A 26,875-nucleotide genomic window follows, 5' to 3' on the forward strand; every position below is an offset into this window, starting at 1 on the left:
ACAAATCTTGTGATTTTTAACAAAAATGTTACCTATTTATTCAATAGGCAACTTAGATGAAAAATAAACACTATCGGAGACTTGGCCTGATTTTTGGAAAAGAAAAGATGTCATACCACGGATATAATTAGAGTCTGGTTACTCGCGTCATGATAAGGCACTAGATATACTCATTCCATGACGTTTACCCCTCATTTCAAGCGACTCTCAATTTACTTACCTGCGAGGTGATTGATGCTGCGATAAGTTAAAAAATAGTAACAACTCACGGCTAATACGCTACATAATGCCATCGTTAATAGCATCGGCGCAGCAGTTTTCATCGGCATGAATGCCACCAATGAGCCGATCATCGCCCCAGCACCAAAACGCACACTGCCCACCATGGAATTCGCAGTACCTGCCATTTTAGGAAATTTTTCTAAAATAGATGCCATCGCATTAGAAGAAATCAAGGGATTTTGCCCTGCGAATATGGCTAAACAAAATGTCATGGTCCAAAACCCTAGATCAAACACAGAAACTAACAACAATCCGAACGCGGCAACAAATTGGATCGCTAATCCTGCTCGTAACATGGTTTCTGTACCAACTTTATTCACAATACGTCCATTAATTATCGAGGTAATCGTCATGACGCCGATATTAAGCATGAAAAAGTAACCGAATTGATCAACAGGTATACCATACAAACCAACATAGACAATCGACCCTGCGGTAATTAATGCAAACAATCCACCAAAACCGAATGCAGAAGCAAACATATACCCCAGCACTTCTTTTTGCTGAAACAGCGTTAAGAAGTTACGTCCAACGATACCAAGTCTCAGGGGAATACGTTTTTCTTTATGATGGGTTTCAGGAATCACAACTAACACGAGCACGCCAGACAACAATCCCATAAAACAGATTACATAAAACACAGAATGCCAATGGAACCAAGATACGAGATGCCCACCAATAATTGGGGCTAATAAAGGCGCAAGCATGAATACGAGTGTGATAGAGGACATGATTTTAGACAGGTCATTTTTATTAAACAAATCACGTAAAATAGCCCCAACGAGCACCACTGGCGCAGCCCCAAAAAAGCCCTGTACAAATCGAAGTGCGGTAAAATTTCCAATAGAATAAATCTGTGTCAAAACGAATGCCGCCATGGCACTTATTGTGACGCCAAGTAAAATAATAGGTTTTCGCCCATAGCTATCTCCGACAGGTCCCCAAAATAACTGACCAATTGCCATTCCCGCGGCAAAAAAGGTTAAGGTATGCTGCACTTTTTCTGGGGTCACACTTAAATCTTGTGCAATAAGAAGAAACGCAGGCAAATACATATCAACCCCCAAGGGTGGCAACATAGATAATACACCTAATGTCAGAATAAAAATTGCCCCCGCTTTCACAGGTTGTCGTTGAGTTAACATATCATCCTTTATTAAAGTAACCAATTTCTTGTTCAGAAAGAGAACGATACTCCCCTTCTTCTAAAGTGTCATCTAATTCAATTTCACCAATTTTCCAGCGGTGTAAAGCCACCACTTTATTTCCTAAGGCTGCAAACATCCGTTTGACCTGATGATAACGTCCTTCACTGATGGTTAAATTCACATTGTAGTCATCCAAAATCTCTAACATTGCTGGTTTGGTGGGTTCTTTTTCACCACGTAATAATATCCCGTTTTCACAAGCTTGTTGATAATGACTTTCGATAGGATCAGCTAACGTCACCAAATAAGTTTTCTCACAATGGTGTTTTGGAGAAGTAATACGGTGCGACCATTGTCCATCATCAGTTAATAATACAAGTCCAGTGGTGTCTACATCTAAACGCCCTGCACTGTGTAGCTTGGTTGCAAGTGGATAATCAAAAAATTGATAAATAGTCGGATAATCGCCATCATCATGAGAGCATACATACCCTTGTGGTTTGTACAGCATAATATACTGTCCAGCCTCCACCCACGTAAGCAATTCACCGTCAAAATAGACTTCATCTTCTGGGCTAATCTTCACTGCACCATTTTTTTCCACTTTCCCATTCAACGTTACCGAACCTTGCTTGAGTGCTTTGTTCGCTTGTGAGCGAGTCAATCCAGTTTGTTCTGCTAAAAACTTATCTAATCGCATCGTTTATCCTAAGCATCCAACTATTAAACTCGGGTATTCTACTACGTTTCCCTGCTAAAGCGAGCGTATTAGCTAAAAATAAGCGCACCCTCTTTATGACTAAAATGCCAATACTGTGTTTTATGTCACATTTTTTATTGTGATTTTCTTTATAATGAATTGTCTTAACTTTTATTTATATCTCAACAAGAGGATTGTTTTATGGATGCACAATTACGCCAAGCCGCACTCGATTTTCATGAGTATCCAACACCAGGAAAAATAGAAGTCACGCCAACTAAATCGCTCGCGACTCAACGCGATTTAGCCCTCGCCTATTCGCCAGGGGTAGCGGTGCCTTGTCTGGAAATTCAAGCGGATCCTTCTGCCTCTTATCGTTATACCTCTCGCGGTAATTTAGTGGCGGTCATCTCAAACGGGACAGCGGTATTAGGCTTAGGGAATATTGGCGCACTCGCGGGCAAACCTGTTATGGAAGGAAAAGGGGTACTATTCAAAAAATTTGCGGGCGTCAACGTATTTGATATTGAAATTGATGAAAAAGATCCAGATAAACTGGTCGATATTATTGCGTCATTAGAACCCACTTTTGGTGGAATTAACCTTGAAGATATTAAGGCACCAGAATGTTTCTATATCGAACAAAAATTACGTGAGCGAATGAATATTCCCGTTTTCCATGATGACCAACATGGTACAGCCATCATCAGTGCTGCCGCGGTATTAAATGGTTTACGCATTGTGAAAAAAGACATTGCGAAAGTGAAACTCGTGGCATCTGGTGCGGGTGCGGCATCTATCGCCTGTTTAAATTTATTAGTGAGTCTTGGCTTACCACGTGAAAATATTGTGGTCTGTGACTCTAAAGGTGTTATTTTCCATGGGCGTGATGAGCGCATGGATGAAACCAAAAAATCTTACGCAATTCAAGACAACGGTAAACGTACCTTAGCCGAAGTGATTAATGATGCTGACATTTTCCTCGGCTGCTCTGCGGCGGGAACGTTAACGCAAGACATGGTCAAAACTATGGCGGCGAATCCGTTAATTCTGGCATTAGCGAACCCAGAACCAGAAATCTTGCCACCACTTGCAAAAGCCGTTCGTCCAGATGCTATTGTATGTACAGGTCGTTCTGACTACCCGAATCAAGTCAACAATGTGCTATGTTTCCCGTTCATTTTCCGTGGCGCACTCGATGTCAGTGCAACCGCGATTAATGAAGAAATGAAACTCGCCGCCGTTCACGCGATTGCAGATCTTGCGTTGGCAGAACAAAGTGAAGTCGTGACGTCAGCTTACGGAGATAGTGAACTGTCTTTTGGACCTGAATACTTAATCCCAAAACCTTTCGATCCGCGCTTGATCGTCAAAATTGCGCCTGCTGTCGCCAAAGCTGCGATGGATTCAGGTGTGGCAACTCGTCCAATTGAAGATTTTGATGCCTATATCGAAAAACTGACCCAGTTTGTGTACAAAACGAACCTATTCATGAAGCCTGTTTTTGCTCAAGCGAAACAAAATAAAAAACGGGTTCTGTTAACTGATGGCGAAGAATCACGCGTGTTACACGCTGTACAAGAAATTGCTACGCTGAGTATTGCCAACCCAATTTTATTAGGGCGTCCAACAGTCATTAAACAAAAAATCAAACACCTCGGTCTACAAATCCAAGAGGGGCGCGATTTTGAGTTAATCGATATCGAAAACAACCCTTACTTTGAAGAATGCTGTCACGCTTATTACAATCTGCTTAAACGGAAAGGCATCACGCCAGCAGGCGCACAACGTAAGATGTTGCACAACCCAACCGTTATTGGTTCAACACTGCTTGAACTGGGGAAAGCGGATGCAATGTTATGCGGTTTAGTTGGACCTTATGCATCACACTTAACGAATGTCAAAGAGATCATCGGTGTACAAGCCTGTGTTCCAACCCCTGCAACAGTCAATGGGCTCGTGTTACCAACAGGTAACCTATTTATTACAGACACATTCGTCAATCATAATCCGACCGCAGATGAATTGGCAGAAATCACCTTGCTCGCCGCCAATGAAGTCCGTCGCTTTGGAATCGAACCGAATATTGCGCTAGTTTCACATTCTAATTTCGGTACTTTTGATGATCCAAGTGCGGTCAAAATGCGTAAAGTTTTAGCATTAGTGAAAGAAAAAGCTCCTGACGTGATCATTGATGGCGAAATGCACTGTGATGTGGCTCTCAACGAGAAATTACGTCATGAAATTATGCCTGACAGTCCACTCAAAGGCGCAGCAAACTTATTGGTCATGCCAAATATGGAAGCTGCACGTATCAGTTTAAATCTCCTACAAGGTACTACAACACCAATTACCGTTGGTCCAATTTTAATGGGAATGAATAAACCCGTACACATCCTCACTGCAGCAGCGTCTGTTCGTCGAATCATTAATATGGTCGCGATCGCTGCCGCGAATGTCACATCACCTTGTGCGTAATGGACTGACGAAAAATACGAGGGAGACTATTGATTCTCCCTCGACGTTTTTTGTTAAAAAGACAGAGAAATAATGATCTTAATCAATTTTTCTGTTAAAATCTTATCACCTTTTTGGCAATTTGCCTTTATTACTTTTATTCAATTAAGGAAACAACTATGGCTTACACTCTACCTGAATTAGGCTATGCCTACGATGCACTAGAACCGCATTTCGATGCGATGACCATGGAAATTCACCATACTAAACACCACCAAGCTTATGTAAATAATGCCAATGCTGCATTAGAGAATTTACCTGAGTTTGCGAGTGCTTGTCCTGGTGAGTTACTTAGCAAATTATCACTCGTCCCTGCGGATAAATTCACTGCATTACGCAATAACGCAGGCGGTCACTTAAACCACTCATTATTCTGGAAAAGCTTGAAAAAAGGCACAACATTAAAAGGTGCATTAAAAGAAGCGATCGAACGTGACTTTGGTTCAGTTGAAGCATTCCAGGCTGAATTTGAAAAAGCAGCAGCAACACGCTTTGGTTCTGGCTGGGCGTGGTTAGTCTTACAAGCGGATGGCAAATTAGCCGTAGTTTCAACAGCAAACCAAGACTCTCCAGTAATGGGTAAAGAAATTGCTGGCTGTGAAGGCTATCCGTTATTAGGCTTAGACGTATGGGAACACGCGTACTACTTGAAATTCCAAAACCGTCGTCCAGATTACATTAAAGAATTCTGGCACGTTGTGAACTGGGATTTCGTTGCAGAACGCTTTGAGAAAAAAGCACAACACTGCAAATAACCTCACTTCACTCATTCTTGACACGCCCCTCAATGAGAGGGGTGTGTTTTTTGACTAGAATTTACTAAAACCGCCCGCACATTTTTCTGTATTTTATGAAAGAGATCACATTCTCTCACTCAAAATCAGTAGAGCCTCAACGTAAATTTTTCTAGAATAAATACCCCCAATTTTTCTTACTTACTAATTAAGGAGTCATAATGGATAGAAGACGCTTTCTACAATTAGGTGCCTGCAGTATCTTAACATTTACTGCTTCTAGATATGCTTCTGCTGCGACACAACATACAGTTTCATTACGAGTGATCGCTACGACAGATGTACACAGTTTTTTAACCGATTTCGATTACTATAAAGATGCCCCTACGGACAAATTTGGTTTCACGCGTACCGCATCCCTGATCAAACAGGCTCGCAGCGAAGTGAAAAACAGTGTCCTAGTGGATAATGGTGACTTAATCCAAGGGAACCCTATTGCAGACTATCAAGCGGCCAAAGGCTACAAAGCTGGTCAATCCAATCCCGCTATCGATGCACTCAATGCCATGCAATATGATGTTGGAACACTAGGAAACCATGAATTTAACTATGGATTAACGTATCTTGATACGGCAATTCGCCAAGCTAAGTTCCCTATTATCAATGCAAACGTCGTCAAAGCCGATTCAGGTGAACCCCGTTACCAACCTTATTTCATCCAAGAAAAAGCGGTCGTGGATACACAAGGTCAACAACAAACCATTAAAATTGGTTATGTGGGGTTTGTTCCTCCACAAGTGATGATTTGGGATAAAGCGAACCTTGACGGTAAAGTCCTCGCTCATGATATTAAAAAAACCGCTGAAAAATACGTTCCAATTTTAAAAGAAAAAGGCGCTGACATTATCATCGCTTTAGCACATACAGGTCCATCTGATGAACCATATCAAGAAGGCGAAGAAAATGCGGCTTTCCATCTTGCCGATGTCAAAGGTTTAGATGCCATTATCTTTGGTCACGCTCACCGTCTCTTCCCAAATAAAGAATTTTCAAAATCAGCTCATGTGGATCTGGTTAAAGGAACCGTCAAAGGCGTACCTGAAAGCATGGCTGGGTATTGGGGAAACAATATTAGCGTTGTTGACTTAACACTTTCACAAGTCAATGGTAAATGGCTAGTGACCGATGGCAAAGCAGAATTACGCCCAATTTATGATGCGGAAACGAAAAAAGCTACCGTAGAAAATCACCCAGAAATTGCCGCACTTCTTGCACCCGTTCATGAGGCAACACGTGAATTCGTGTCCCAACCTATTGGTAAAGCAGATGACAATATGTACAGTTATTTAGCTTTAGTTCAAGATGACCCAACGGTACAAATTGTTAACCAAGCACAAAAAGCCTATGTTGAAAATGTCATCAAAGGCATACCAGAACTCGCAGGATTGCCTGTATTGAGTGCAGGTGCACCATTCAAAGCAGGTGGGCGTAAAAACGATCCGACTGGCTATACTGAAGTCAATAAAGGTGATCTTACGTTCCGCAATGCAGCCGACTTATACCTCTATCCAAACACTTTGGTCGTGGTTAAAGTCAGCGGTGCAGAATTAAAAGAATGGCTAGAATGTAGTGCAGGGATGTTTAAACAAATTGACCCTACTCATGAACAGCCACAAAGCTTACTCGATTGGACTGGCTTCCGTACCTACAATTTTGATGTCATCGATGGGGTGACTTATCAATTTGATATCACAAAACCAGCACGCTATGACGGTGATTGTAAATTAATTAATGAAAATAGTTCACGCGTGATTAATTTAGCTTATCAAGGTAAACCTGTTGATCCTAAAGCGGAATTCTTGATTGCAACCAATAACTATCGTGCTTATGGCGCAAAATTCCCAGGCACTGGAGATAGTCACATTGTCTTTGCTGCGCCTGATGAAAACCGCCAAATTCTTGCGAATTACATTTCATCCGAAAGTAAAGCACAAGGTCAGGTTCGTCCAAGTGCGGATAAAAATTGGCGTATTGCCCCGATCAATACCAAGGCTAAATTAGATATCCGCTTTGAAACCTCACCAAGTGAAAAAGCAAAACAATTCATTCAAGAAAAATCACAATATCCGGTAAAATTAGTAGGGATGGATGATGTTGGATTTGCTGTTTACCAAGTGGATTTAACTCAATAATTCATCACTCTCAGTGAAAACAAAAAAGCAATAAAAAAAGCAACGTACTATGACGTTGCTTTTCTTTATCACATCAGACCGCACTTATTTCGTGCTCACTCCATGTATCTTAATCACGACGCGTCTATCCGGCTGTAAACACGCCCTCAACTCCGCCGTCGACTTATTCCCCACACAATCCTTCGTCACCGGCATCGATTCACCCGCACTTTCCACCGAAATCGGCGCCATCACATTCGATTGCTCTAAATACGCTTTCACCGTATTCGCTCGGCGTAAACCTAAATCATAGTTAAACTTATCACTACCCAAACGGTCCGTATGCCCTATCAAGTGAATGCCATCAAGCTTCAAATACTGACTATGTAACTTACGTACTAATTGGTCTAATTCCGCCTTACCTGACGGTAATAACTCATGTAAGTTCGATTTGCCAAACTTAAACAACGCATCCGCAGATAAGTTGACCTCTTCCTGTTTCACCGACTCCGCTCCACACCATTGATGCTCAACATCTCGTAATTGAGAACACGCCGATAAACTCAACAACCCTGCCGAAATCAAGGCTAATTTCATCATATTCTTCATGCTACTTTTTCCTTTTCTTTAAAAGGGAGGAAAATACCCCCTCCCTTATTCAATCATGATTACCAGTTATATTTCAAACCAATCGCACCACGGTAACCTTCACGTCTTCTTTCTCCCGTAAAGTTACCCTCGTAGTTCACATCTAAATAAACATACGCATTCTGACCTACTGGGTGTTGAATTCCTAAACCAATATCCCACCACGTCTTCTCATATTTATCTCGAACTTTATCTTCTCCAATCTTCACCGCTTTCGCATTATTAAAGTCATGTAATAAGTTCGCTGTCACATAGAATGTCTTCGTACGTAAGTTTTCATAACCTGCTGGTTGGTTATACGCCAATCTCGCACCTACCCGTCCACGTAAACCATGCACATCTCCTTGCTCAACTTGACGCTCTCCATCATTAAAGCCCTTCATATCTAAATATTGATAGCTTAATTGTGCTTGTGGCTCAAGTAACCAACCCGCTTGGTTCTTCTCGTGTTTACCTAATGCAAATGGACGACCCACTTCCGCTGAAACAAGGTAACTTACCCCTTTGTTCTTCGCTTCTAATAAATCACGGGATGTATATTTATTACTCAAGAATGTCACTTGACCTCCTAAGTCTAAATAACTGCCATTCGCCGCATAACGTGTATGGCTCAACCCTAATCCCCAACCTGTCGCTTTTCCTTTACCTACGTACTTATCGGCTAAAACTAACGCATTCTCCGCTCGTAAATCATCAAAGAAGTCTGCGTTCGCTCGTGTATACGCCGCATATACCCCTGTCACATGGTGACCTTTCGACTCTGTTCTTTGTACCGCAAAGTCATAACCCACTTGTGCACTGTACATCTCTGCGTCATAACCTAAACGCGTTTTACCTTGAATATGTAAGTGTGAACCTGATACGCGTCCCCAGCTTTGACCTGTGACATCATTACCGCAGCTACCACAGTAGTCCCAACCATATACTTGGTTTTCGCCACGGCGGCTATGTAATGTGCTGAGGGTGGAATAACCTTGCTCTAAGTTCACTAATGGCATTTGAGCATAGCTTGGAATAGTTTCCTCTAAAATTGGCTGATCAGTATTCGCAACTGTTAGGGTCCATACATATTCACGTACTTTGCCGCCTGTTTGTTCCACTTTGTCCACTTCTTTCAGTTGCAATTGACCCGCACCCGTTGTTTTCGCTATACCCACAAAGGCGTGATGATCACTGTTATCTGGATCATGAATACGGATAATCGGTGCACTGTTAGTATTCAAATCTTTCGCAATACTACCAATAGTACCGTCAATCAAATCATGTTGATGAGTATTAGCGGTTCTTGAGAACACCTGTGTTTTACCTTTAGCTGAACCTTTGATGTCAAATAAATCGGATTCAGAATTGATGCCGTTTTCATCCCCAGGAGTATTCCATAAGGTATTGATTTTCAAGGTTGCACCTGGTTTTGCTACATAACTACCTTCTAAGGTTAACACATCATTATGTGAGCCATTATCCATGGTGATAATACCACCATTGATTAAAGCGCCATCTGTTTTTGTACCATCACTTGTCAATTTTAATACATATTCTGCATTATTTTTTTCACCTTGATTTTTGGCTTGTTTCGCTTTCTCTAGACTTAATTCTGCATCAGTAATTGCTTTGGCTTTTCTTACACGATAATCGTCATCTTCCTCAAGCCATCCCTTAGTTAATTTTTGTGCTTTTTTCAGAGCTAATTCAGCATCCTCTACTTGTTTATTCAGCTCTGACTGAGAGAGAGAAGATATGGTCGTTGCATCTAATACAGAACCATTTAATAAAGCCAGATTATTTAGTTTAGAAATATGAGTTTTACCTTTCCGAGATAAAGTCCAAGCTGCTCCATCATCTAACATCATCTCTAATTTTGAAGCAAATTTTTTATCAACTAATCCTATTACTTTCGCTTTGTCACTCACAGTGACTGCTAAATCAGATGGTTTATTTTTTATTCCTTCCACTTCAATCAACCAACCATCTTTCGCAGCAGTAGCCACAGACTTTTCACCTGTTAAAGTAAATTTTGCTTCAGTAACGGCAAAGTTACCATTATAAACATTGTAATCTTGATAATAGCTATTTCCAGTCTCATATACCGATTTAGATTCAACTTTAATGAGTGAATCTTCATTTGAGGTTGTAGTAATAACTGCATTTTTCAATGCAACTTCTTGTCCTTTACCATCGGAATTACCTGAAACCCCTCCAAATCCACCAGAAAAACGGAAATCTTGAGTTGCATACAAGATAGCATTGCTTGCAGATTTGATTTCTGAACTACTATTCTCAAAATCAGCTTTTAATACAGAACCTTCTCCAAGTAAACGAACTGTAGGAGCCAATTTTGCATTTTCAGTATTAAGCACCATGTGTCCTTTAGATTCAATAACTCCATTTCCTGAACCTACTTCACGTACTTTACCAATTTTCAAGGCTGACGAATTTCTACCAGAACCTTCAATTTTAATTTCAGAATCATTTAATACTGCTTTGGCATCTTTACCTGAAATATAAATACCCACTAAGTAATCCGCAACATTCTTTTGTGCTGTATTATCATGTACATAAATGTTTAATTTCTGTTTTGATTCAAAGTATGGAGTTGAACTTTCATTAGCTCGTCTAATCAAACGGACTCCAGATAATTGATGAAAAACGTCAAAAATCTTAGACTCGCCAAAAATTGGAAGTTTTTTATACCAACCAGCTTTTCTAGAATTCTCAGTGGTCGTTACTTCAATATTTGCGTTATTAACAATAACCTTAGACGTTTTGTCTTTAGAAGCATCTGCCCAATTAATTCCTGTGCCAATTTGAATACCGTAAGTAGCATTATCAACACCACCTACTCTATCAACTTCTAATTCGTCTACAGTTTTTATATTTAAAGTATCAAGAGCAACCGTTCCACCATTAATGACCCTTACCCCAGCATTATAAACATTCTTTCCTGTTTCTTTCGGTGAAATATTAATACTTAATGCCTCACCTTTTACCATAGCCTTATCGCCAGATACAGACATACCTGTTGGCTCATAAGTATTCTCATTTGATTGAGTCGCAATATTTAAAACAGCATTATTACTGTTTACAATACCTTCAACAGAAACAGCATTTTTCGCATCCACACTAATATCTTTAGCACCACTTACATCACATTCTACACCTGAGGCTACTTTAATTTGACCAGAAGCATCAACTAAAGTACACTCTTGTGCCCATGCATTTGAGCCTAAAAAGCCGCAAATAGCCACAGCTCCAACCTTAGCCAGTTTCCCCGCACGTTTTGCTAATTCTGAGCATGCGACATAACTTTGTGTAGCAGCACACCATTTGGATTTAAAAATTCGATTCATAATTCAATGTCCTATTTTAGTCTTATCGATAAAAAGCATATAAATGTAAATACTTATACATTATGTGTTATTTTTACCACCTTATAGAACACTTATCAATCAAAACGTTCTGATTTTGAACAAGAATACTCACATAACATGAGCTTCTATTGACAATATGCAGTAGACTAAACAAAAAAAGCGACGTGCATAACACGTCGCTTTTACTTGCTCGATAGGCTCATAACCAACGTCGTACTCGTTGTTTATAAGTAACATATGTCGCACCAAATAATTTCTCTAACGCTAATTCTTCTCGCTTAATTTGCATTTCAGTCATTAACAAAATAAACAGCATAAACAAGATGACCGCACTTAAGCTGCCTAACCATAACGCCCAAGCTAAGAGCAACAAGGCTAAACTTAAATACATGGGATTGCGACTGATGCGATAGACGCCATTCGTCACTAATGCAGTACTTTTTTCTGGAGAAAAAGGGCTCACCGTAGTGTTCGCTTGCATAAATTGCCATAAGCTCATCAGTGCGATGCCCGCACTCGCTCCACACAACAGCAAAATCATGATCCAATAACGAGGAAACACATAAAACGGTGGCACAAACCACATTGCTAGCGCACACCCAAGGAACAGAACGGGAGGGGGAAGTGTCAATCGCATAAACATCAATCTCAAGAAAAAACGGTTTAGAAATACACATGCCCAATTTCACTTGGGCATGTCGTTTTTTAAGCACGTAAATAAATGGCTTGCATGACTTCATCCGCTAACGCTTGCGTATCTGCTTTCACAATATACACAACATCACCTTGTAAATCAGCAAACGCGCGCGGCGTTTCAAGTTTTGCCATAATATATTGCCCATAACGCTGATAAATTTCCTCATCTGAATAGCGATAGGCAATATCATAACGTCTTGATTGTGCGACACAAACTGTTTCATCAAATACAGCCACTTTTTCATGACCACCGAGCACAGCCTTACCATATTCTTTATATAAATCAATTTGGTATGCCATATTATAGATATCCAAAATATAAGAACCTGGTGGACGGTTGTTATATTCAATCACCACATACTCATCATTCGGTAATCTAAAAAATTCCAAATGGAAAAAGCGCTCTTTCATCCCAAACGCCTGTGTAATCGCACGACCATATTTTTTTAATTTTTCATCCGCATGTTTGACAACATAGTAGCCAATATCATGTGTTCGTTTAAACAATTCCATTGGACTAACGGTATACACCAAACTGGTTTCAAATAAAATGTTACCTTGTTGATCAAGCAACCCGTCATAGGTAATAATGTCGCCTTCAACAAATGGCTCTAAGAAATAATCTTGCCCCTGCCATTGCTGTTTAAAATCAGATACATCTTGTTTCGAGGCTAATTTAAATGTGCCTCCTGCCCCCACACCAATATCGGGTTTAGCAATTAAAGGTAACCCTAATTTTTTAACCGCACGCGCTAACTCGTCTGGTGTTCGAATCAATGCGCCTTCTACAACAGGAACAGGAATGGATTGAAAGATTTTTTTCATTTCAGATTTGCGTTTTGTTTTGAGCAAATCCGCTGATTTCAAACCAAAGACATTAAATTGTTCACGTAGCAAGACGTCATTATTTAACCAATATTCATTTTGTGACTCAATGCGATCAATCGGACCATGTTTATAAAATAAAAAGGCGACTGCTCGTTTCACTTCATCAATATCTTCCAAATTATTGACTCTGAAATATTCCGTTAACGATGCACGTAAATTCTCAGGTAACTGCTCATAAGGCTCTTGTCCTATCCCTAATACATTGATACCTAACTCATGCATTTTAATTGGAAAGGTTTGGAAGTTAGCAGGATAGTAAGGTGAAATCACAATGTAATTCATAGGACCTCCTAAAAATTGAGTTTATTTAAAAAGTAAGGCATTTGAATACGCCACCAATCCCAATCATGTGCGACATCCTGTCCCCACACATCAAACCAAGCAGGAATATTTTTCTCAGCAAAAGCATGTTGTAACGCATAAAATGAAGGTAATCCATCTTGTTCCCATGCACCTTGCCCCGTGCAAATCACAATCTCTGCCGCACGATAGTGATTTAAAAACCATTCGTCTTGTTGCATCCACAAATTTTGACTCGGTGAATTGCGGTACACTAAAGGATCATCCCCGTACTCCCCGACAAAATAACGTACATCGTACACCCCACTTAACGCAATGACTTTATTAAATACATCAGGATGTTGCAAAAAAGCATTCACTGCATGAAAACCGCCCATACTACAACCAGTTGCCATCATTGGACCAAAAAATTGGGTCAAATGTTTAATAAAAGGTAACGCTTCCTCAAGCAGATATCGTTCATATGCACTGTGCATTTGTGCGCGATCATGTGGCGACTTCCAGTTGGCTAACCAACTTTCACTGTCAACACTGGATAACGTAAAAAACTGGACTTTACCTTGATGAATAAATTGCTGACAAGCATCAATCATACCAAAATCAGCATACTCATTATGCGTTCCCCCAGAACTAGGAAACACTAAAATCGGCAATCCTGCATGACCATAACGATTTAATTTCATTTCACGCTGTAGATGACCACTATAATGACTTAACTGCTCAAAATGCATATTACCAATCCTTACTTAAAAAAGATAAACAATCTGGAAGATGTTGTGCCCACTGTGTTTCTGAGTGAATGCCGTTAGCAATAATATCTAATTTAATGTGTTCTATTGGCATTCCTTTTTTTAATAGAGTTTGATAATAACGTAATGATGCATCAATATACAATTGCTTTATGTGACCTGTCGTAAATTGACTATCTGTATCATCACCTTCTTGCGTACCCACTTGAATATAAATTCGCTGTGTTAAATCTAGCGCATTGTGATCAAAATAGATCTGAAAATCCCTTGGGGTTAACCAACTTGCCGATGAAAATACGCCTAAGCGACCAATATGATTGGCATATTCTATCCCCATGAATTGCGTAATATTACCGCCTAATGAGCTACCGATCATGGCTGTATATTCTTTTTGTGGTTTCGTGCGATACGTTTGGTTGATGAAAGGCATCACCACATTCACAACAAAGTCAGCATAGGCTTTCCCTTCTCCGCCAATGTTATCTTGCCCGACATAAACGTGAGGGTCGAATTGCCACGGAGAATATTCATTGACACGATTCGCACCATCATTATCAATACCCACAATAATCATATCAGCTAACTCAACATGCGTTTTGATCAGAGGAATCGTTTTCCAAGAATATGCACTGAAGGACTCTCTACTATAAAACACATTTTGCCCATCATGCATATACACTACGGGATAATATGTTTCTAATCGTGTTGCATAATCTTTGGGCAGTAGTACACGAATTCGTCTTGAGCAAGATTGATAAGGAACAGGAAGTTGATGGCTTTCAAGCGGTAAATAAAATTGCGTTTCCATTTTGTAATTCATTCATTATAACAATACAACAAAGACGGCAATATAGCATAAAAACAATACAAGATGTGAAAGGCAATTTTCACACATAAAAAAATCCCTAACGTTATGTTAGGGATTTCGTCCATTCATCAAAATTACAAATTATTTAACCGCACTTGTAGCCATTGAGCTTCTAATGGCGAAGCTTGTTGTTGTGCCTGTTGATAACTGGCTTTTGCGGCCTCTTTATCACCTTTGGCTAATAAAATATCACCAGTGAGTAACTGTTTACGACTCTCCCAGCTTGTCTGTTTAACTTGTTTCAAACTTTCTAGCGCCGCATCAAAAGCTTGCTGTTGGAATTGCACAGAAGCCAGACGTAGTGCAGCAATAGAAGACAAAGTTTCATCAGAAGACTGCGTTAACGCTTGTTTAAGTGATTGTTCTGCTTGTGCAAAATCCTTCTTCTCGACTTCTAATTTTGCTTGTTCTAGTAAGGCTAAGACCGCATAGCTTGTTTTACCATTTTCTTGGACAAACTGTTCAATTTGAGCACGTTTTTTCACTTCATCTTGTGTCGAATAAACAGCCATTTCATAATGTGCTGAGGTTTGTTGAATCTTATTCGCTTGATAAGTTTGCCAATAATTCCAACCAAACACGCCCGCAAATGCCACAATCACAGAGGCAATTAAGCTTTTATAATTCTCTTTCCACCACGCTTTAATTTCATTCAACTCTTGTTCTTCTTCCGCAGTATAAGCCATTTTATGCTTCCTTCCTGATTAAAAATTGTTCTTAATGTAATCAACAACATCCACTAATGCAAGGGTTTGTTGCTCAGCCCCACCGAGTAAGTGTTTCACGACCACCTGTTGATTTTGTACTTCACTTTCACCAATCACTAATGCAAACGTCGCATTATGCTTATCCGCACGTTTGAATTGCTTTTTAAAATTTCCACCACTGCAATGCAACATTGTACGTAAGTGCGGTAAGGCTGAACGAAGTTTTTCTGCCAATTGAAACGCCACCAACGTCGTTCCTTCACCTTGATAGACAAGATAAATATCGACTGCTTTCGGCAGTTCAATTGTCGTATTCACTTCTTGTACTAACAAGACTAAACGTTCGAGCCCCATCGCAAACCCCACCCCCGTGGTAGCATGCCCACCTAGCTGCTCCACTAAACCATCATAGCGCCCACCACCACACACGGTACCTTGTGCACCTAATGCAGAAGTGACCCATTCGAATACGGTTTTATTATAATAATCAAGACCACGTACTAATTTAGGGTTGATTTCGTATTGAATACCCACAGCGTCTAACAATGCACAAAGTTGTGCAAAGTGTTCACGACTTTCATCATCTAAATAGTCTAATAATTTTGGCGCGCCATTTAACACTTCTTGTAATGCTTGGTTTTTGGTGTCCAAAATACGTAAAGGGTTTTTCTCTAAACGTTCTTTTTCTTCGTCACTTAATAACTCAACGTGTTGTTGTAAAAATTCAACTAACGCAGAACGATAATTTTTACGTGCTTCTAGAGAACCGATGGAGTTAAGCTGTAAAGTAACATGATCAAAAATACCTAATTCTTTCCATAAACGCGCCGTCAACATAATTAACTCTGCATCAATTTCTGGATTAGGAATCCCAAAAACTTCCACACCTGCCTGATGGAACTGGCGATAGCGTCCTTTTTGTGGTCTTTCATGACGGAACATCGGTCCCATATACCATAAACGTTGTTCTTGGTTATAAATCCAGCCATGCTCAATTGCGGCACGTACACAGCCTGCTGTGCCTTCTGGGCGTAATGTTAATTGTTCATCATTATCCCAAAAGGTGTACATTTCTTTTGACACCACATCCGTCACTTCCCCAATTGCACGCGCAAATAGTGGGGTACTTTCGACAATTGGCATCCGTACTTCTGAATAACCATAACATTCTAAAACTGACCGTACTTTGCCCTCTACCCATTGCCATAATGGGCTTTCTGTTGGAGAACAGTCATTCATTCCGCGAATTGCTTGAATTGTTTTTGCCACAATAATGTCCTACTTCTTTATCTTGTTATTCTAAATAATTCTGTTTTTGGGATCCTGTGCTGCAACACGGGCACGGATTTTTGCTTCTAACTGATTAATTAAATCATCGTTATCAAAACGTTCTTTTTGGCGTTCACCTGCTAAATAATAACCACTTTTCTTATTCCCACCAGTGACACCTAAATCGGAAACTAACGCTTCACCTGGACCATTCACAACACAACCGATAATTGACACATCCATTGGAGTAATAATGTCTTCAAGGCGCTGTTCAAGCGCATTTACTGTACCAATTACATCAAACTCTTGGCGTGAGCACGTTGGGCAAGCAATAAAATTAATGCCACGGGAACGAATACGCAGTGATTTCAAAATATCAAAGCCTACTTTAATTTCTTCCACAGGATCAGCAGCTAATGAAATACGCAATGTATCGCCGATTCCCTCCGCTAAAAGCATCCCTAAACCGACCGCACTTTTCACCGCTCCTGCACGCGCACCGCCCGCTTCAGTTATCCCTAAATGCAAAGGCTGTTTAATGGCTTTTGCCAGTAAACGATAAGACTCTACGGCTAAAAACACGTCTGATGCTTTAACACTCACCTTGAACTGATCAAAGTTCAAACGATCCAAAATTTCTACGTGACGTAAAGCCGACTCTAATAACGCTTCTGGTGTCGGTTCGCCGTATTTTTCTTGCAGATCTTTTTCAAGTGATCCCGCATTCACCCCAATACGAATTGGAATATTTTTATCGCGCGCACAATCTACTACCGCACGAATACGATCCTCGCGACCAATATTACCTGGGTTAATACGCAAACAATCCACACCGTATTCCGCCACTTTTAATGCAATACGATAATCAAAATGAATATCTGCAACTAAAGGGACGTTCACTTGTTGTTTAATCAACTTAAAGGCTTCGGCTGCATCCATTGTCGGAACAGAAACACGTACAATATCCGCACCGACACGCTCTAACGCTTTAATTTGTGCAACCGTTGCCTCAACATCCGTTGTACGTGTATTGGTCATTGATTGCACCGCAATAGGAGCATCACCACCTACAGCAACATTGCCGACATAGATTTTCGTTGACTCTCTACGTTTAATATTGGGTTTCGCTAACATATTCTGCTTGGTACCTTATTTTCAGATTATTGTGGTAACTTAAATCTTGCGACTCGACCATCAACTTTTAAGGGATAATCGTTGCCTTTATATACCATTTTGACATTACCAGGCGCGCCCACAATAAGAGAATAGCTTGTTCCCTCATTAAAACTCAGTGTGTCACCTTGCTTATATTCTTTCTGTGCTAATACTTTTCCTTGTTCATTTTGCACACTTATCCAACACGGTCCCGTCACCTCAATATATAACTCTGGCATCGTGCTTGGCATTGTTGACGCTGTTGAAACAGGCGGTTGCTCAACCGATGTTTTCTCAACTCGTTCACTTAATTTATTAATCTCAGCTTGCAACACCCCTGCTGACGTTACACTTTGATTTGGCAACGCGACGTTATCCTGAGCATTTTTTGTTAACTCTGGCGGCGTGGTAACAGAGGGCGCTTCCATTCCAGTTGAAATTTCAATCGGATGACTCACAACAGGGGATGAGATTGACGCAACAGATTCCGTTGGTAATGAATGAGGCGTGGTTTCGACATAACTTTGAACTAAACTTTCTCGCTCAGCATTCGACTGTTTATAGTTTTCCCACCACCAAAGACCTGTCATACCTGCCACGATTAACACGACCAATAAACTCAACCAACCGACCCAACGATTATGTGAGGAATAGTGATTGACTGAACGTGTTGCACGCGCATTTTTCCCTAAATCGTTTTTCTGCTCTTCTCCAAAATCTACTTGTTTCCAAACCGATTCAGGTATTTTAAGAAAACGTGCGTAATTACGAACATATCCTTTCATAAAAGCGGCAGGAATTGCTGGCTGAATGAACTGATTATTCTCAATAAGTTGTAAAATGGCGGGTCTCAGTGCGATTCTTTTCGCCACCTCTTCTAAAGAGAGATTGCGTGCTTCGCGAGCTTGTCGACATTGCTCACCAAGGCTCAATGCGTTGTTGGAGTCAAGATTATTCATCGCAGTATTCATTTCGCACCATTTCATTACACAAAATTCAAGAGGTAAAGTTTAAAGTTGTAAGGGGGGTTTTGCAATAGCTATTCACCAGATAACTGCGCTTAAATCAGGTTTTTGTCGGATTTATGGATTTCTTTTCAAGAAACCCACAAGTCGCTCCGCTCTACTAGGATCGATTTTTGTTAAACTGTGCAAATGGTGATGATAGCGCGCATTATCCTTTGCAGAAAACGCACAAAGCGCAAAATTTTCATAGGTGTCAGCATGGTTATAATAATGTGCAGTTTTTAAGGCTCGATCAAATTGATGATACGCTTGTTCAAACAAACCTTGTTGGCATAAAAAAGCACCATAATTATTCAGTACATCCCCCTGTTCATCATCTAACTTAATTGCCGTTAAATAGGCTTGTTCTGCAAGCTGTAAGTCACCTTGTGCTTGATAAAAATAAGCTAGCGCTGAATGGACTAAATAATATGCAGGCGCATAAGAAAACGCTTTATCAAAATTTAATTTTGCTTGTGCGAAATTACGCTGTGCTAAATACCCTAATCCCAGTTCAATACGTGCTTTTGCTGCTTGCTGTGGATTAAATACTGCAGTATTAGGTTGAGAAACACAGCCTGAGAAAAAAAGAGAAAACATGATCGCTAGCCATAATTTAACAGTGCGGTTCATTTTTTCTCCTTTTTAGTGTGAATGTAAAACTTAATTACTGATTACGCACCACAATTTCTTGTCCAAATTGCTTTTTCTGCGCAGTACGTTTTGTACGGTCAATCACATCTCCTGCTAACTGACCACAAGCCGCATCAATATCGTCACCACGCGTTTTACGAATAATTACGGTAAAACCATATTCCATCAACGTTTTTTGGAAACGGTCAATACGCGTATTTGAACTTTTCGCATAAGGTGCTTCTGGGAACGGGTTCCACGGAATCAAGTTGATCTTACATGGCGTATTTTTCAACACTTGCGCAAGTTGATGAGCATGTTCAACGCCATCGTTTACGTGATCCAACATGACATACTCAATCGTTACTTTACCGTGGTTCGCATTGGATACGCTTAAATAACGATTAACCGAATCAATCAAAGTTTTGATATTATATTTTTTGTTAATCGGCACAATTTCATCACGCAATTCATCGTTAGGTGCGTGTAATGAAATCGCAAGCGCCACATCAATCATTTCACTTAATTTATCTAACGCTGGCACAACACCTGAAGTTGAAAGAGTGACACGACGTTTTGATAAACCATAAGCAAAATCATCCAGCATAATTTTCATTGCTGGCACTACGTTTGCCACGTTTAACAACGGCTCGCCCATTCCCATCATGACCACGTTAGTGATTGGTCGCACGCCAGTCACACCAAAGTTACCAATGATTTTTGATGCACGCCATACCTGACCGATAATTTCAGATACCGTTAAGTTGCGGTTAAAACCTTGTTGTGCGGTTGAACAGAAAGTACAAGCTAATGCACAGCCCACTTGGGAAGATACACATAATGTCGCACGATCCGCTTCTGGAATATAGACGGTTTCCACTTGCTGATCGCCCACTTGCATTGCCCATTTGATCGTACCATCTGCAGAGCGTTGTTCCACTGCCACTTCTGGTGCTTTAATTTCAGCAACTTGTTTTAATTTATCTCTTAACTTTTTGTTAATATTGGTCATATTGTCGAAGTTATCTTCGCCAAAATGATAAATCCATTTTACTAATTGATCGGCACGAAACGGTTTTTCGCCCAACTCTTTGAAAAACTCACGCATTTGTTGACGCGTTAAGTTCATTAAATTGATTTTTTTCGATGGTTCTGCTGACACATCAACAGTTTTTACTGCATTTTCAGCACAAGTTTGTTGTTCTAACATAGAGCCTCGTTGTTACACATTGCGGCATTGATAATCGCCTATAAAAAATGAGTTGCGATTGTACAGAGTTAGTACGCATTAATCTAGCAATTTCACCAAACTCTGTAAAAAAACACCGCACTTTTTTGCGATCTCGATCGAGAAAGAAAAAAGTGCGGTGTGGTTTAGGAAAGTTTTATCTTACAATTTCGTTCGGAAAGGATTATCCGAAATGCGCACCTTTTTACTGTCGCCTAATGCTTTAATAAAAAAGCTCTCGTATTCTCTAGCCCCCACAGATAAATACACTTTTTCGATGGCATTTTTCACATCAACGGGGTATTCCACATACATGGATTTGGTTGCAATATCTGTTTTAATCTTTTCATTTTCTTGAACTAATGATCGAATTGATATCATTCTACATTCTTGTTCTTCTTCAAAAGCATAATGTTTAACTAAATATTTGAGAGGTAATAGTATATATTGAACTGCCTCTTTGAGTTTGACTTTATCTTTTTCTTCAAGACTATCTAAAGTTTCTTTTATTGTATTTAAACATTCTCGAGCTTGTTTTTCCTTTTCCAACATTTTTTTCTGATACTTACGCCATCTACTATCTGAATTTTTCTCATTTTCTCTAAAAAAAGTTATTTTTGTTCTTTTAGCTAAGGATATATATCCAGTAATAGGATCAATATAAACGCAACGGTATAAAGGTAAATAAGTTTCATGATTACTTTTATTAATCTGATCTTCTGGTTTGTTTTCAATGTCACTAGCTTTTATTAAATCATTTGAAAAAGAAATAAACATTTCATTTGAGCTATTATTAAAAAATTTTTTAACATTAAATACCATACTAACACCAGACGCCTCTTTCCCCTCCTCTTTACCATATAAACGAAACTGATTTAAGCTATCATGATTAAAAGTGAAGCAACTAATAAAAGCGGTATTATCTTTTTGCTCTCGTGCATCTTTGAAATGAAGAAAACTATACAAGACATGCCCTTCTGTCGGATCATTAACACCATGAATTGTACTTAATCTAAAGCTAGAATTTCCGTTTGTATTATCTAACCCTAATAATTTCAACGCTGTTGAAGGACGAGTATAATGTGCAACTTGCTTACAATCATCTTCAGTATCGCCATCAAAAGTAACATGCAATATATTCAATATACTCATAACATTTGAATATATATCATCTAAAGCCTCTCTTTCAGCTCCTTTCACAGATAAAATTAAAATTTCTATACTTGCTAAGTAACATATAGCAGGCTCATTGTCATCATAAACATTTGAATAAGCTTCTTTAGCTTTTTTAAAATTTCTTTGAGACTTATATAACCCTCCTAAAACAAATTGTGCCCTAGCGTATGCATTCGGAAAATCATTTTTATTTATTGAAGAATATATTTTTATCGCTTTATTAATATTATTTTTTTCTTCATATAGACATGCCAAATTAAATTGTGCTTTCGCATACGCTTCTGGATTATCTTTACGCAAAACAGCCTTATAAGCGGCTATCGCCTTATCCTGTTCACCTTTTTCTTTAAAAATAAGTGCTAAATGAAATTGTGCTTTCGCATACACTTCATGACTGTCTTTACGTGAAATGGCGTGATACGCCTCTATCGCTTTCTCCTGCTCACCTTTTTCTATAAAAATACGTGCTACATCCAATTGTGCGTAAGCATAAATTCTAGAACTATCTTCACGTAAAATGATACGGTAAGTCTCTACTGCTTTATCCTTTTCACCTTGTTCTTCCCAAATACGTGCTAAATAAAATTGTGCTTTCGCATAAGCTTCTCGGTCATCCTCACGTGAAATCGCACAATAAACTTCTATCGCTTTATCTTGTTCACCTTTTCCTTTAAAAATACCTGCTAAATTTAATTGTGCTTTTGCATAAGTTTCTCGATCATCTTCACGTGAAATCGCACGATAAACGTCTATCGCCTTCTCCTGCTCACCTTTTTCTATCAAAATACGTGCTACATCCAATTGTGCGTAAGCATAAATTCTAGAACTATCTTCACGTAAAATGGTACGGTAAGTCTCTACCGCTTTATCCTTTTCACCTTTTCCTTTAAAAATACCTGATAAATTAAATTGTGCTTTCGCATAAGTTTCTCGATCATCTTCACGTGAAATCGCACAATAAACCTCTATCGCTTTATCTTGTTCACCTTTTCCTTTAAAAATACCTGCTAAATTAAATTGTGCTTTTGCGTAAATTTCTCGGTCATCCTCACGAGAAATAGCACGATAAGCCTCTATCGTCTTATCCCGCTCACCTTTTCCTTTAAAAATACCTGCTAAATTAAATTGTGCTTTCGCGTACACTTCTGGGCTATCTTCATGTGAAATACCACGATAAGCCTCTATTGCTTTATCCCGCTCCCCTTTTTTTTGGGAAATCAGTGCTAAATTAAATTGTGCTGGGGAATAGTAAGTCTTATCTTGCGGATTAATTTTATTGAATAACTCAATCGCTTTTTCAAAATTTCCATCATCACATGCTTGTATAGCTTCATCAAAATACTGTTCAGATTTAGTCATAATTATTCCCTCAATTATTTGGACTTAAGATGATATTTTCACAACGGTAGGCTTTAAACAAACACCGCACTTTCTCTATTAGTAAAAAGTGCGGTGTGTTTTTAATAAGTTTTGTTATTTTTGATCTGCGGCTTTGGCGATGGCTTGGATTTCTGCTTCAATTTCGGCTTTTGCTTCAGCGATAACGCCTGCGATGGCTTCGTTTTTGGCTTCTTCTTTTGCAGTGGCGATCGCTTCTGCGATTTCTTCCGCATTTTCTTCCCATTCAGCCTGCTCTTTCATTCGCTCGGCGACTTCTTGTTTGGCGTCGATAATCTCACGATTAATGTCTTTCACATCGCCTAATAAAATGGCATATTTAATGGTTTCTGGGCTGGCTTCAAGGGCAATTTTGAGGACCATGGTGAGTGGCACAGAAAGCAACATTCCGACCGTGCCTAGCAACCACCCCCAGAATAATAATGAGAGGAAAACCACAAGGGTGGATAAACCTAAGGTGCGTCCCATCATTTTGGGTTCCAGAATATTACCGATAATCATATTAATGGCACTGACACCGATAGCGACACCAAAGCCTGTTGGAAAACCGTTAAGTAATAAGGCTTGAACGACAATCGGTACTGCAGCGATGATCGAGCCAATATTAGGAATATAATTTAGAATAAAACTCAAGGTTGCCCATAAAATCGCATATTGCACCTCAGTGAGTTCAAGTAGGATGTAAACACAAATCCCAGTTAATAAACTGGTTAAGGTTTTCACCCCTAAATAGCTAATCACGCCTTGCAAAATACGGTTAATATAATGTTCTTCGCGGTGAATATTGCGGACATCTGAACTGAATACTAACGCTAATTTATGTTTTGCAAATGGTGCTTCGCTTAACATAAAAATCACCACAAGGAACAGTACAAACACGTTCGTCACTACGCCAGAGAAACTCAGTAAGGTGCTACTCACAAGGTTCATAATCACGCTCGGATCCATATATTCCATAGTTCGCTCCGTGGAAAGCTCCAGAGGAATATTCCATTTCTTCGCTAACACCGCAATACTGGCAATCCGCTCAGATAATAAAATACGATATTGTGGAATCGATTGAGTAAACTCGCGTGCGGTACTATTAATTAAGCCCAGTAAGAAGAAAAACACGAACAGAATCATCACTAATAGCAAAGTGATTGCCAGCCAATGCGGCACACGGCGACTGGTCATAAAGCGTATAATCGGTGAGCAAATAATTGCGATGAACAGTGACAGCAAAAATGGAATCGCAATTTCGCTTGCGACTTTTACGCCCGCTAAAATAATCACAATGGAAGCTAAGGCAACCAGCACCTTGAGAATCGGGGATTCTACTTTGATCATTTAAATCGCGTCCTCATTTTCTTCGCCTGTGCGGATACGAATCACACGTTCAACATCATAAACAAAAATCTTACCGTCACCAATTTTGCCAGTTTGTGCCGTTTCAATGATCGCCTCGATACATTGATCCACTTGTTCATCTGGCACAACAATTTCCATTTTCACTTTCGGCAAAAAATCCACCATATATTCTGCGCCACGATATAACTCGGTATGCCCTTTTTGACGACCGAAGCCACGCACTTCGGTGACGGTCATTCCTGTAATACCAATGTCTGACAAACTTTCACGCACATCATCCAGTTTGAAAGGTTTAATAATTGCTTCGATTTTTTTCATAAAATTTTCCTATGTTTAACCGCACTTTAGCATCGTTAACGGCGTGCCGATTTTGGTCTAAAACTTTCAATCACTTCTGGTTTGGTATCAATATAAATACCGTCAATCAGTTGCAAACAATAAGGTACCGCACTGAAGATCCCTTTTACCAGCACTTTGCCGTCAGCGTCTTTCACGCCTTCTAAGGTTTCTTTAATGGCTTTTGGTTGACCCGGTAAATTGAGAATCAAACTGTTTTTACGAATCACGCCCACTTGGCGAGATAAAATTGCTGTTGGCACAAAATGTAAACTCACTTGACGCATTTGCTCACCAAAACCCGGCATTTCACGATCTGCAACGGCTAAAGTCGCATCTGGTGTTACATCACGTTTTGCTGGTCCTGTTCCCCCTGTAGTTAACACTAAATGGCAATGGCAATCATCCACCAGCTCACATAATGTTTTTTCAATTTGATCTTGCTCGTCTGGGATCAAGCGTGTTTCAACTTCAAATGGCTCACACAATGCATTTTCTAACCAAGCTTGTAACTCGGGAATTCCTTGATCCTGATAAAGCCCTTGTGAAGCACGATCAGATACTGAAACTAAACCAATTTTTAAAAGTGCGGTCATTTTTTCCTCTTTTTTCTTTACTACCAAACCCAATAATATCTCACAATATGGAAAAAGATCGGTGCGGCAAAACACAGGCTGTCCATACGATCTAACATTCCGCCGTGTCCACTAATCATATTGCCCCAATCTTTTACACCCATACTGCGTTTGATGGCAGACATGACTAGCCCGCCTAAAAAACCCATCAAGCAAATGAGTAAACTCATTAAAATGGCTTGAATTGGGGTAAATGGCGTTAACCAATGTAATAATCCACCTAAAATCGATGCACTCATCACGCCACCAATGAAGCCTTCAATGGTTTTTGAAGGCGATAACGTTGGGGCGATTTTATGCTTACCAAATAATTTTCCCCAGACATATTGCAACACGTCGCTCGATTGCACGACGAGAATCAGGAAAATCATTAATAATAAATTTTTACCTTCAAATCCACCGATATCTAAAGTCAACATTGCTGGAATGTGCGAAATACAGAACACGGAAATCATAATCGCCCATTGCACTTTGGTCGAGCGATCTAAAAAGTGAGAGGCATCACCCAACAAGGCGGATAAAATCGGTAAAAATAAGAAGGCATAAACTGGAATAAAAATGGTGAACATACTGAACCAATCTGCCACAATAAAATAATATTGGAGTGGCAAAATGATGTAAAAGCAAGCCGCTAGAGCGAGATGATCTCCACGACGAATATAAATGAGCGAAAGAAACTCACGCAACGCCATAAAAGAAATGATAAAAAAGAGGGCAATAACGCCATAAAAGCCGATAAATGCCGCTGCAAAGATGATTAAAATCATCACCCACCACGCATTAATACGTGCATTCAGGTTATCAATGACTGCGTGCGGTGTCGAAAAGCCGACTTTCCATTTCAACGCATAACCAATAGCAGAAGCAACAACTAACGTTGCGATTAATCCCCAAAACAATGTCCACATTTCCATG

General features: G+C 39.7%; 22 protein-coding genes. 3 read left to right on the forward strand and 19 right to left on the reverse strand.

The window, feature by feature from the left end; genetic code table 11:
- Positions 1-212: 212 nt before the first annotated feature.
- Both ACWIT3_RS03555 and rsuA read right to left on the reverse strand, forming a co-directional pair.
- On the reverse strand, positions 213-1,427 hold the full coding sequence (locus ACWIT3_RS03555; RefSeq protein WP_457161442.1) for a Bcr/CflA family multidrug efflux MFS transporter: 1,215 nt from the start codon (positions 1,425-1,427) through the stop codon (positions 213-215).
- 1 nt (position 1,428) lies between these two features.
- Positions 1,429-2,130, reverse strand: coding sequence for a 16S rRNA pseudouridine(516) synthase RsuA (rsuA, locus tag ACWIT3_RS03560; protein ID WP_457161443.1), 702 nt, complete (start codon positions 2,128-2,130; stop codon positions 1,429-1,431).
- Between the two features lie 201 nt (positions 2,131-2,331).
- Between rsuA and ACWIT3_RS03565 the strand changes: the two genes are divergently transcribed.
- The 3 genes from ACWIT3_RS03565 (at position 2,332) to cpdB (ending at position 7,573) form a co-directional block, all read left to right on the forward strand.
- Positions 2,332-4,608 (forward strand): NADP-dependent malic enzyme, encoded by a 2,277-nt coding sequence (locus tag ACWIT3_RS03565; protein ID WP_457161444.1) that lies wholly within the window; start codon positions 2,332-2,334, stop codon positions 4,606-4,608.
- 158 nt (positions 4,609-4,766) lie between these two features.
- Complete coding sequence (gene sodA / locus ACWIT3_RS03570) at positions 4,767-5,402, forward strand: superoxide dismutase [Mn] (protein ID WP_457161445.1); 636 nt, start codon at positions 4,767-4,769, stop codon at positions 5,400-5,402.
- A gap of 200 nt (positions 5,403-5,602) precedes the next feature.
- Positions 5,603-7,573 (forward strand): 2',3'-cyclic-nucleotide 2'-phosphodiesterase, encoded by a 1,971-nt coding sequence (gene cpdB, locus ACWIT3_RS03575; RefSeq protein ID WP_457161446.1) that lies wholly within the window; start codon positions 5,603-5,605, stop codon positions 7,571-7,573.
- An 84-nt stretch (positions 7,574-7,657) separates the two neighbouring features.
- Here cpdB and ACWIT3_RS03580 read toward each other — a convergent pair whose 3' ends face one another.
- The 17 genes from ACWIT3_RS03580 to ACWIT3_RS03660 form a co-directional block, all read right to left on the reverse strand.
- On the reverse strand, positions 7,658-8,161 hold the full coding sequence (locus tag ACWIT3_RS03580; RefSeq protein WP_457161447.1) for an OmpA family protein: 504 nt from the start codon (positions 8,159-8,161) through the stop codon (positions 7,658-7,660).
- A 59-nt stretch (positions 8,162-8,220) separates the two neighbouring features.
- On the reverse strand, positions 8,221-11,547 hold the full coding sequence (locus tag ACWIT3_RS03585) for an autotransporter outer membrane beta-barrel domain-containing protein (protein WP_457161448.1): 3,327 nt from the start codon (positions 11,545-11,547) through the stop codon (positions 8,221-8,223).
- Between the two features lie 220 nt (positions 11,548-11,767).
- The gene (locus tag ACWIT3_RS03590) at positions 11,768-12,205 is read right to left on the reverse strand and encodes a methyltransferase family protein (protein ID WP_457161449.1); all 438 of its coding nucleotides are present in this window, start codon (positions 12,203-12,205) and stop codon (positions 11,768-11,770) included.
- A gap of 68 nt (positions 12,206-12,273) precedes the next feature.
- On the reverse strand, positions 12,274-13,434 hold the full coding sequence (locus ACWIT3_RS03595) for an ATP-grasp domain-containing protein (RefSeq protein WP_457161450.1): 1,161 nt from the start codon (positions 13,432-13,434) through the stop codon (positions 12,274-12,276).
- A gap of 8 nt (positions 13,435-13,442) precedes the next feature.
- Entirely contained in the window at positions 13,443-14,183 is a 741-nt protein-coding gene (locus ACWIT3_RS03600; RefSeq protein WP_457161451.1) for an esterase family protein, read from the reverse strand.
- Position 14,184: 1 nt separating this feature from the next.
- Positions 14,185-15,009 carry an alpha/beta hydrolase gene (locus tag ACWIT3_RS03605; RefSeq protein WP_457161452.1) on the reverse strand — a complete coding sequence of 275 codons (825 nt, stop codon included), beginning with the start codon at positions 15,007-15,009 and terminating at the stop codon, positions 14,185-14,187.
- Positions 15,010-15,143: 134 nt separating this feature from the next.
- The gene (locus tag ACWIT3_RS03610; RefSeq protein ID WP_457161453.1) at positions 15,144-15,755 is read right to left on the reverse strand and encodes a YfgM family protein; all 612 of its coding nucleotides are present in this window, start codon (positions 15,753-15,755) and stop codon (positions 15,144-15,146) included.
- An 18-nt stretch (positions 15,756-15,773) separates the two neighbouring features.
- On the reverse strand, positions 15,774-17,045 hold the full coding sequence (gene hisS, locus ACWIT3_RS03615) for a histidine--tRNA ligase (protein ID WP_457161454.1): 1,272 nt from the start codon (positions 17,043-17,045) through the stop codon (positions 15,774-15,776).
- 30 nt (positions 17,046-17,075) lie between these two features.
- Entirely contained in the window at positions 17,076-18,179 is a 1,104-nt protein-coding gene (gene ispG, locus ACWIT3_RS03620; protein WP_457161455.1) for a flavodoxin-dependent (E)-4-hydroxy-3-methylbut-2-enyl-diphosphate synthase, read from the reverse strand.
- A 26-nt stretch (positions 18,180-18,205) separates the two neighbouring features.
- The gene (locus tag ACWIT3_RS03625) at positions 18,206-19,171 is read right to left on the reverse strand and encodes a RodZ domain-containing protein (RefSeq protein ID WP_457161567.1); all 966 of its coding nucleotides are present in this window, start codon (positions 19,169-19,171) and stop codon (positions 18,206-18,208) included.
- Between the two features lie 111 nt (positions 19,172-19,282).
- Complete coding sequence (pilW, locus tag ACWIT3_RS03630) at positions 19,283-19,837, reverse strand: type IV pilus biogenesis/stability protein PilW (RefSeq protein WP_457161456.1); 555 nt, start codon at positions 19,835-19,837, stop codon at positions 19,283-19,285.
- A 34-nt stretch (positions 19,838-19,871) separates the two neighbouring features.
- The gene (locus ACWIT3_RS03635; RefSeq protein WP_457161457.1) at positions 19,872-21,047 is read right to left on the reverse strand and encodes a bifunctional tRNA (adenosine(37)-C2)-methyltransferase TrmG/ribosomal RNA large subunit methyltransferase RlmN; all 1,176 of its coding nucleotides are present in this window, start codon (positions 21,045-21,047) and stop codon (positions 19,872-19,874) included.
- A gap of 180 nt (positions 21,048-21,227) precedes the next feature.
- Complete coding sequence (locus ACWIT3_RS03640) at positions 21,228-23,600, reverse strand: tetratricopeptide repeat protein (RefSeq protein ID WP_457161458.1); 2,373 nt, start codon at positions 23,598-23,600, stop codon at positions 21,228-21,230.
- A gap of 114 nt (positions 23,601-23,714) precedes the next feature.
- Positions 23,715-24,968 carry an AI-2E family transporter gene (locus ACWIT3_RS03645; RefSeq protein WP_457161459.1) on the reverse strand — a complete coding sequence of 418 codons (1,254 nt, stop codon included), beginning with the start codon at positions 24,966-24,968 and terminating at the stop codon, positions 23,715-23,717.
- Positions 24,969-25,307 (reverse strand): nitrogen regulatory protein P-II, encoded by a 339-nt coding sequence (gene glnB, locus ACWIT3_RS03650; protein WP_046338983.1) that lies wholly within the window; start codon positions 25,305-25,307, stop codon positions 24,969-24,971.
- A 35-nt stretch (positions 25,308-25,342) separates the two neighbouring features.
- Positions 25,343-25,921 carry a molybdopterin adenylyltransferase gene (mog, locus tag ACWIT3_RS03655; RefSeq protein ID WP_457161460.1) on the reverse strand — a complete coding sequence of 193 codons (579 nt, stop codon included), beginning with the start codon at positions 25,919-25,921 and terminating at the stop codon, positions 25,343-25,345.
- A gap of 20 nt (positions 25,922-25,941) precedes the next feature.
- Positions 25,942-26,874, reverse strand: coding sequence for a phosphatidate cytidylyltransferase (locus ACWIT3_RS03660; protein ID WP_457161461.1), 933 nt, complete (start codon positions 26,872-26,874; stop codon positions 25,942-25,944).
- Position 26,875 lies beyond the last annotated feature (1 nt).

This window comes from Pasteurella sp. P03HT, from assembly GCF_054052285.1.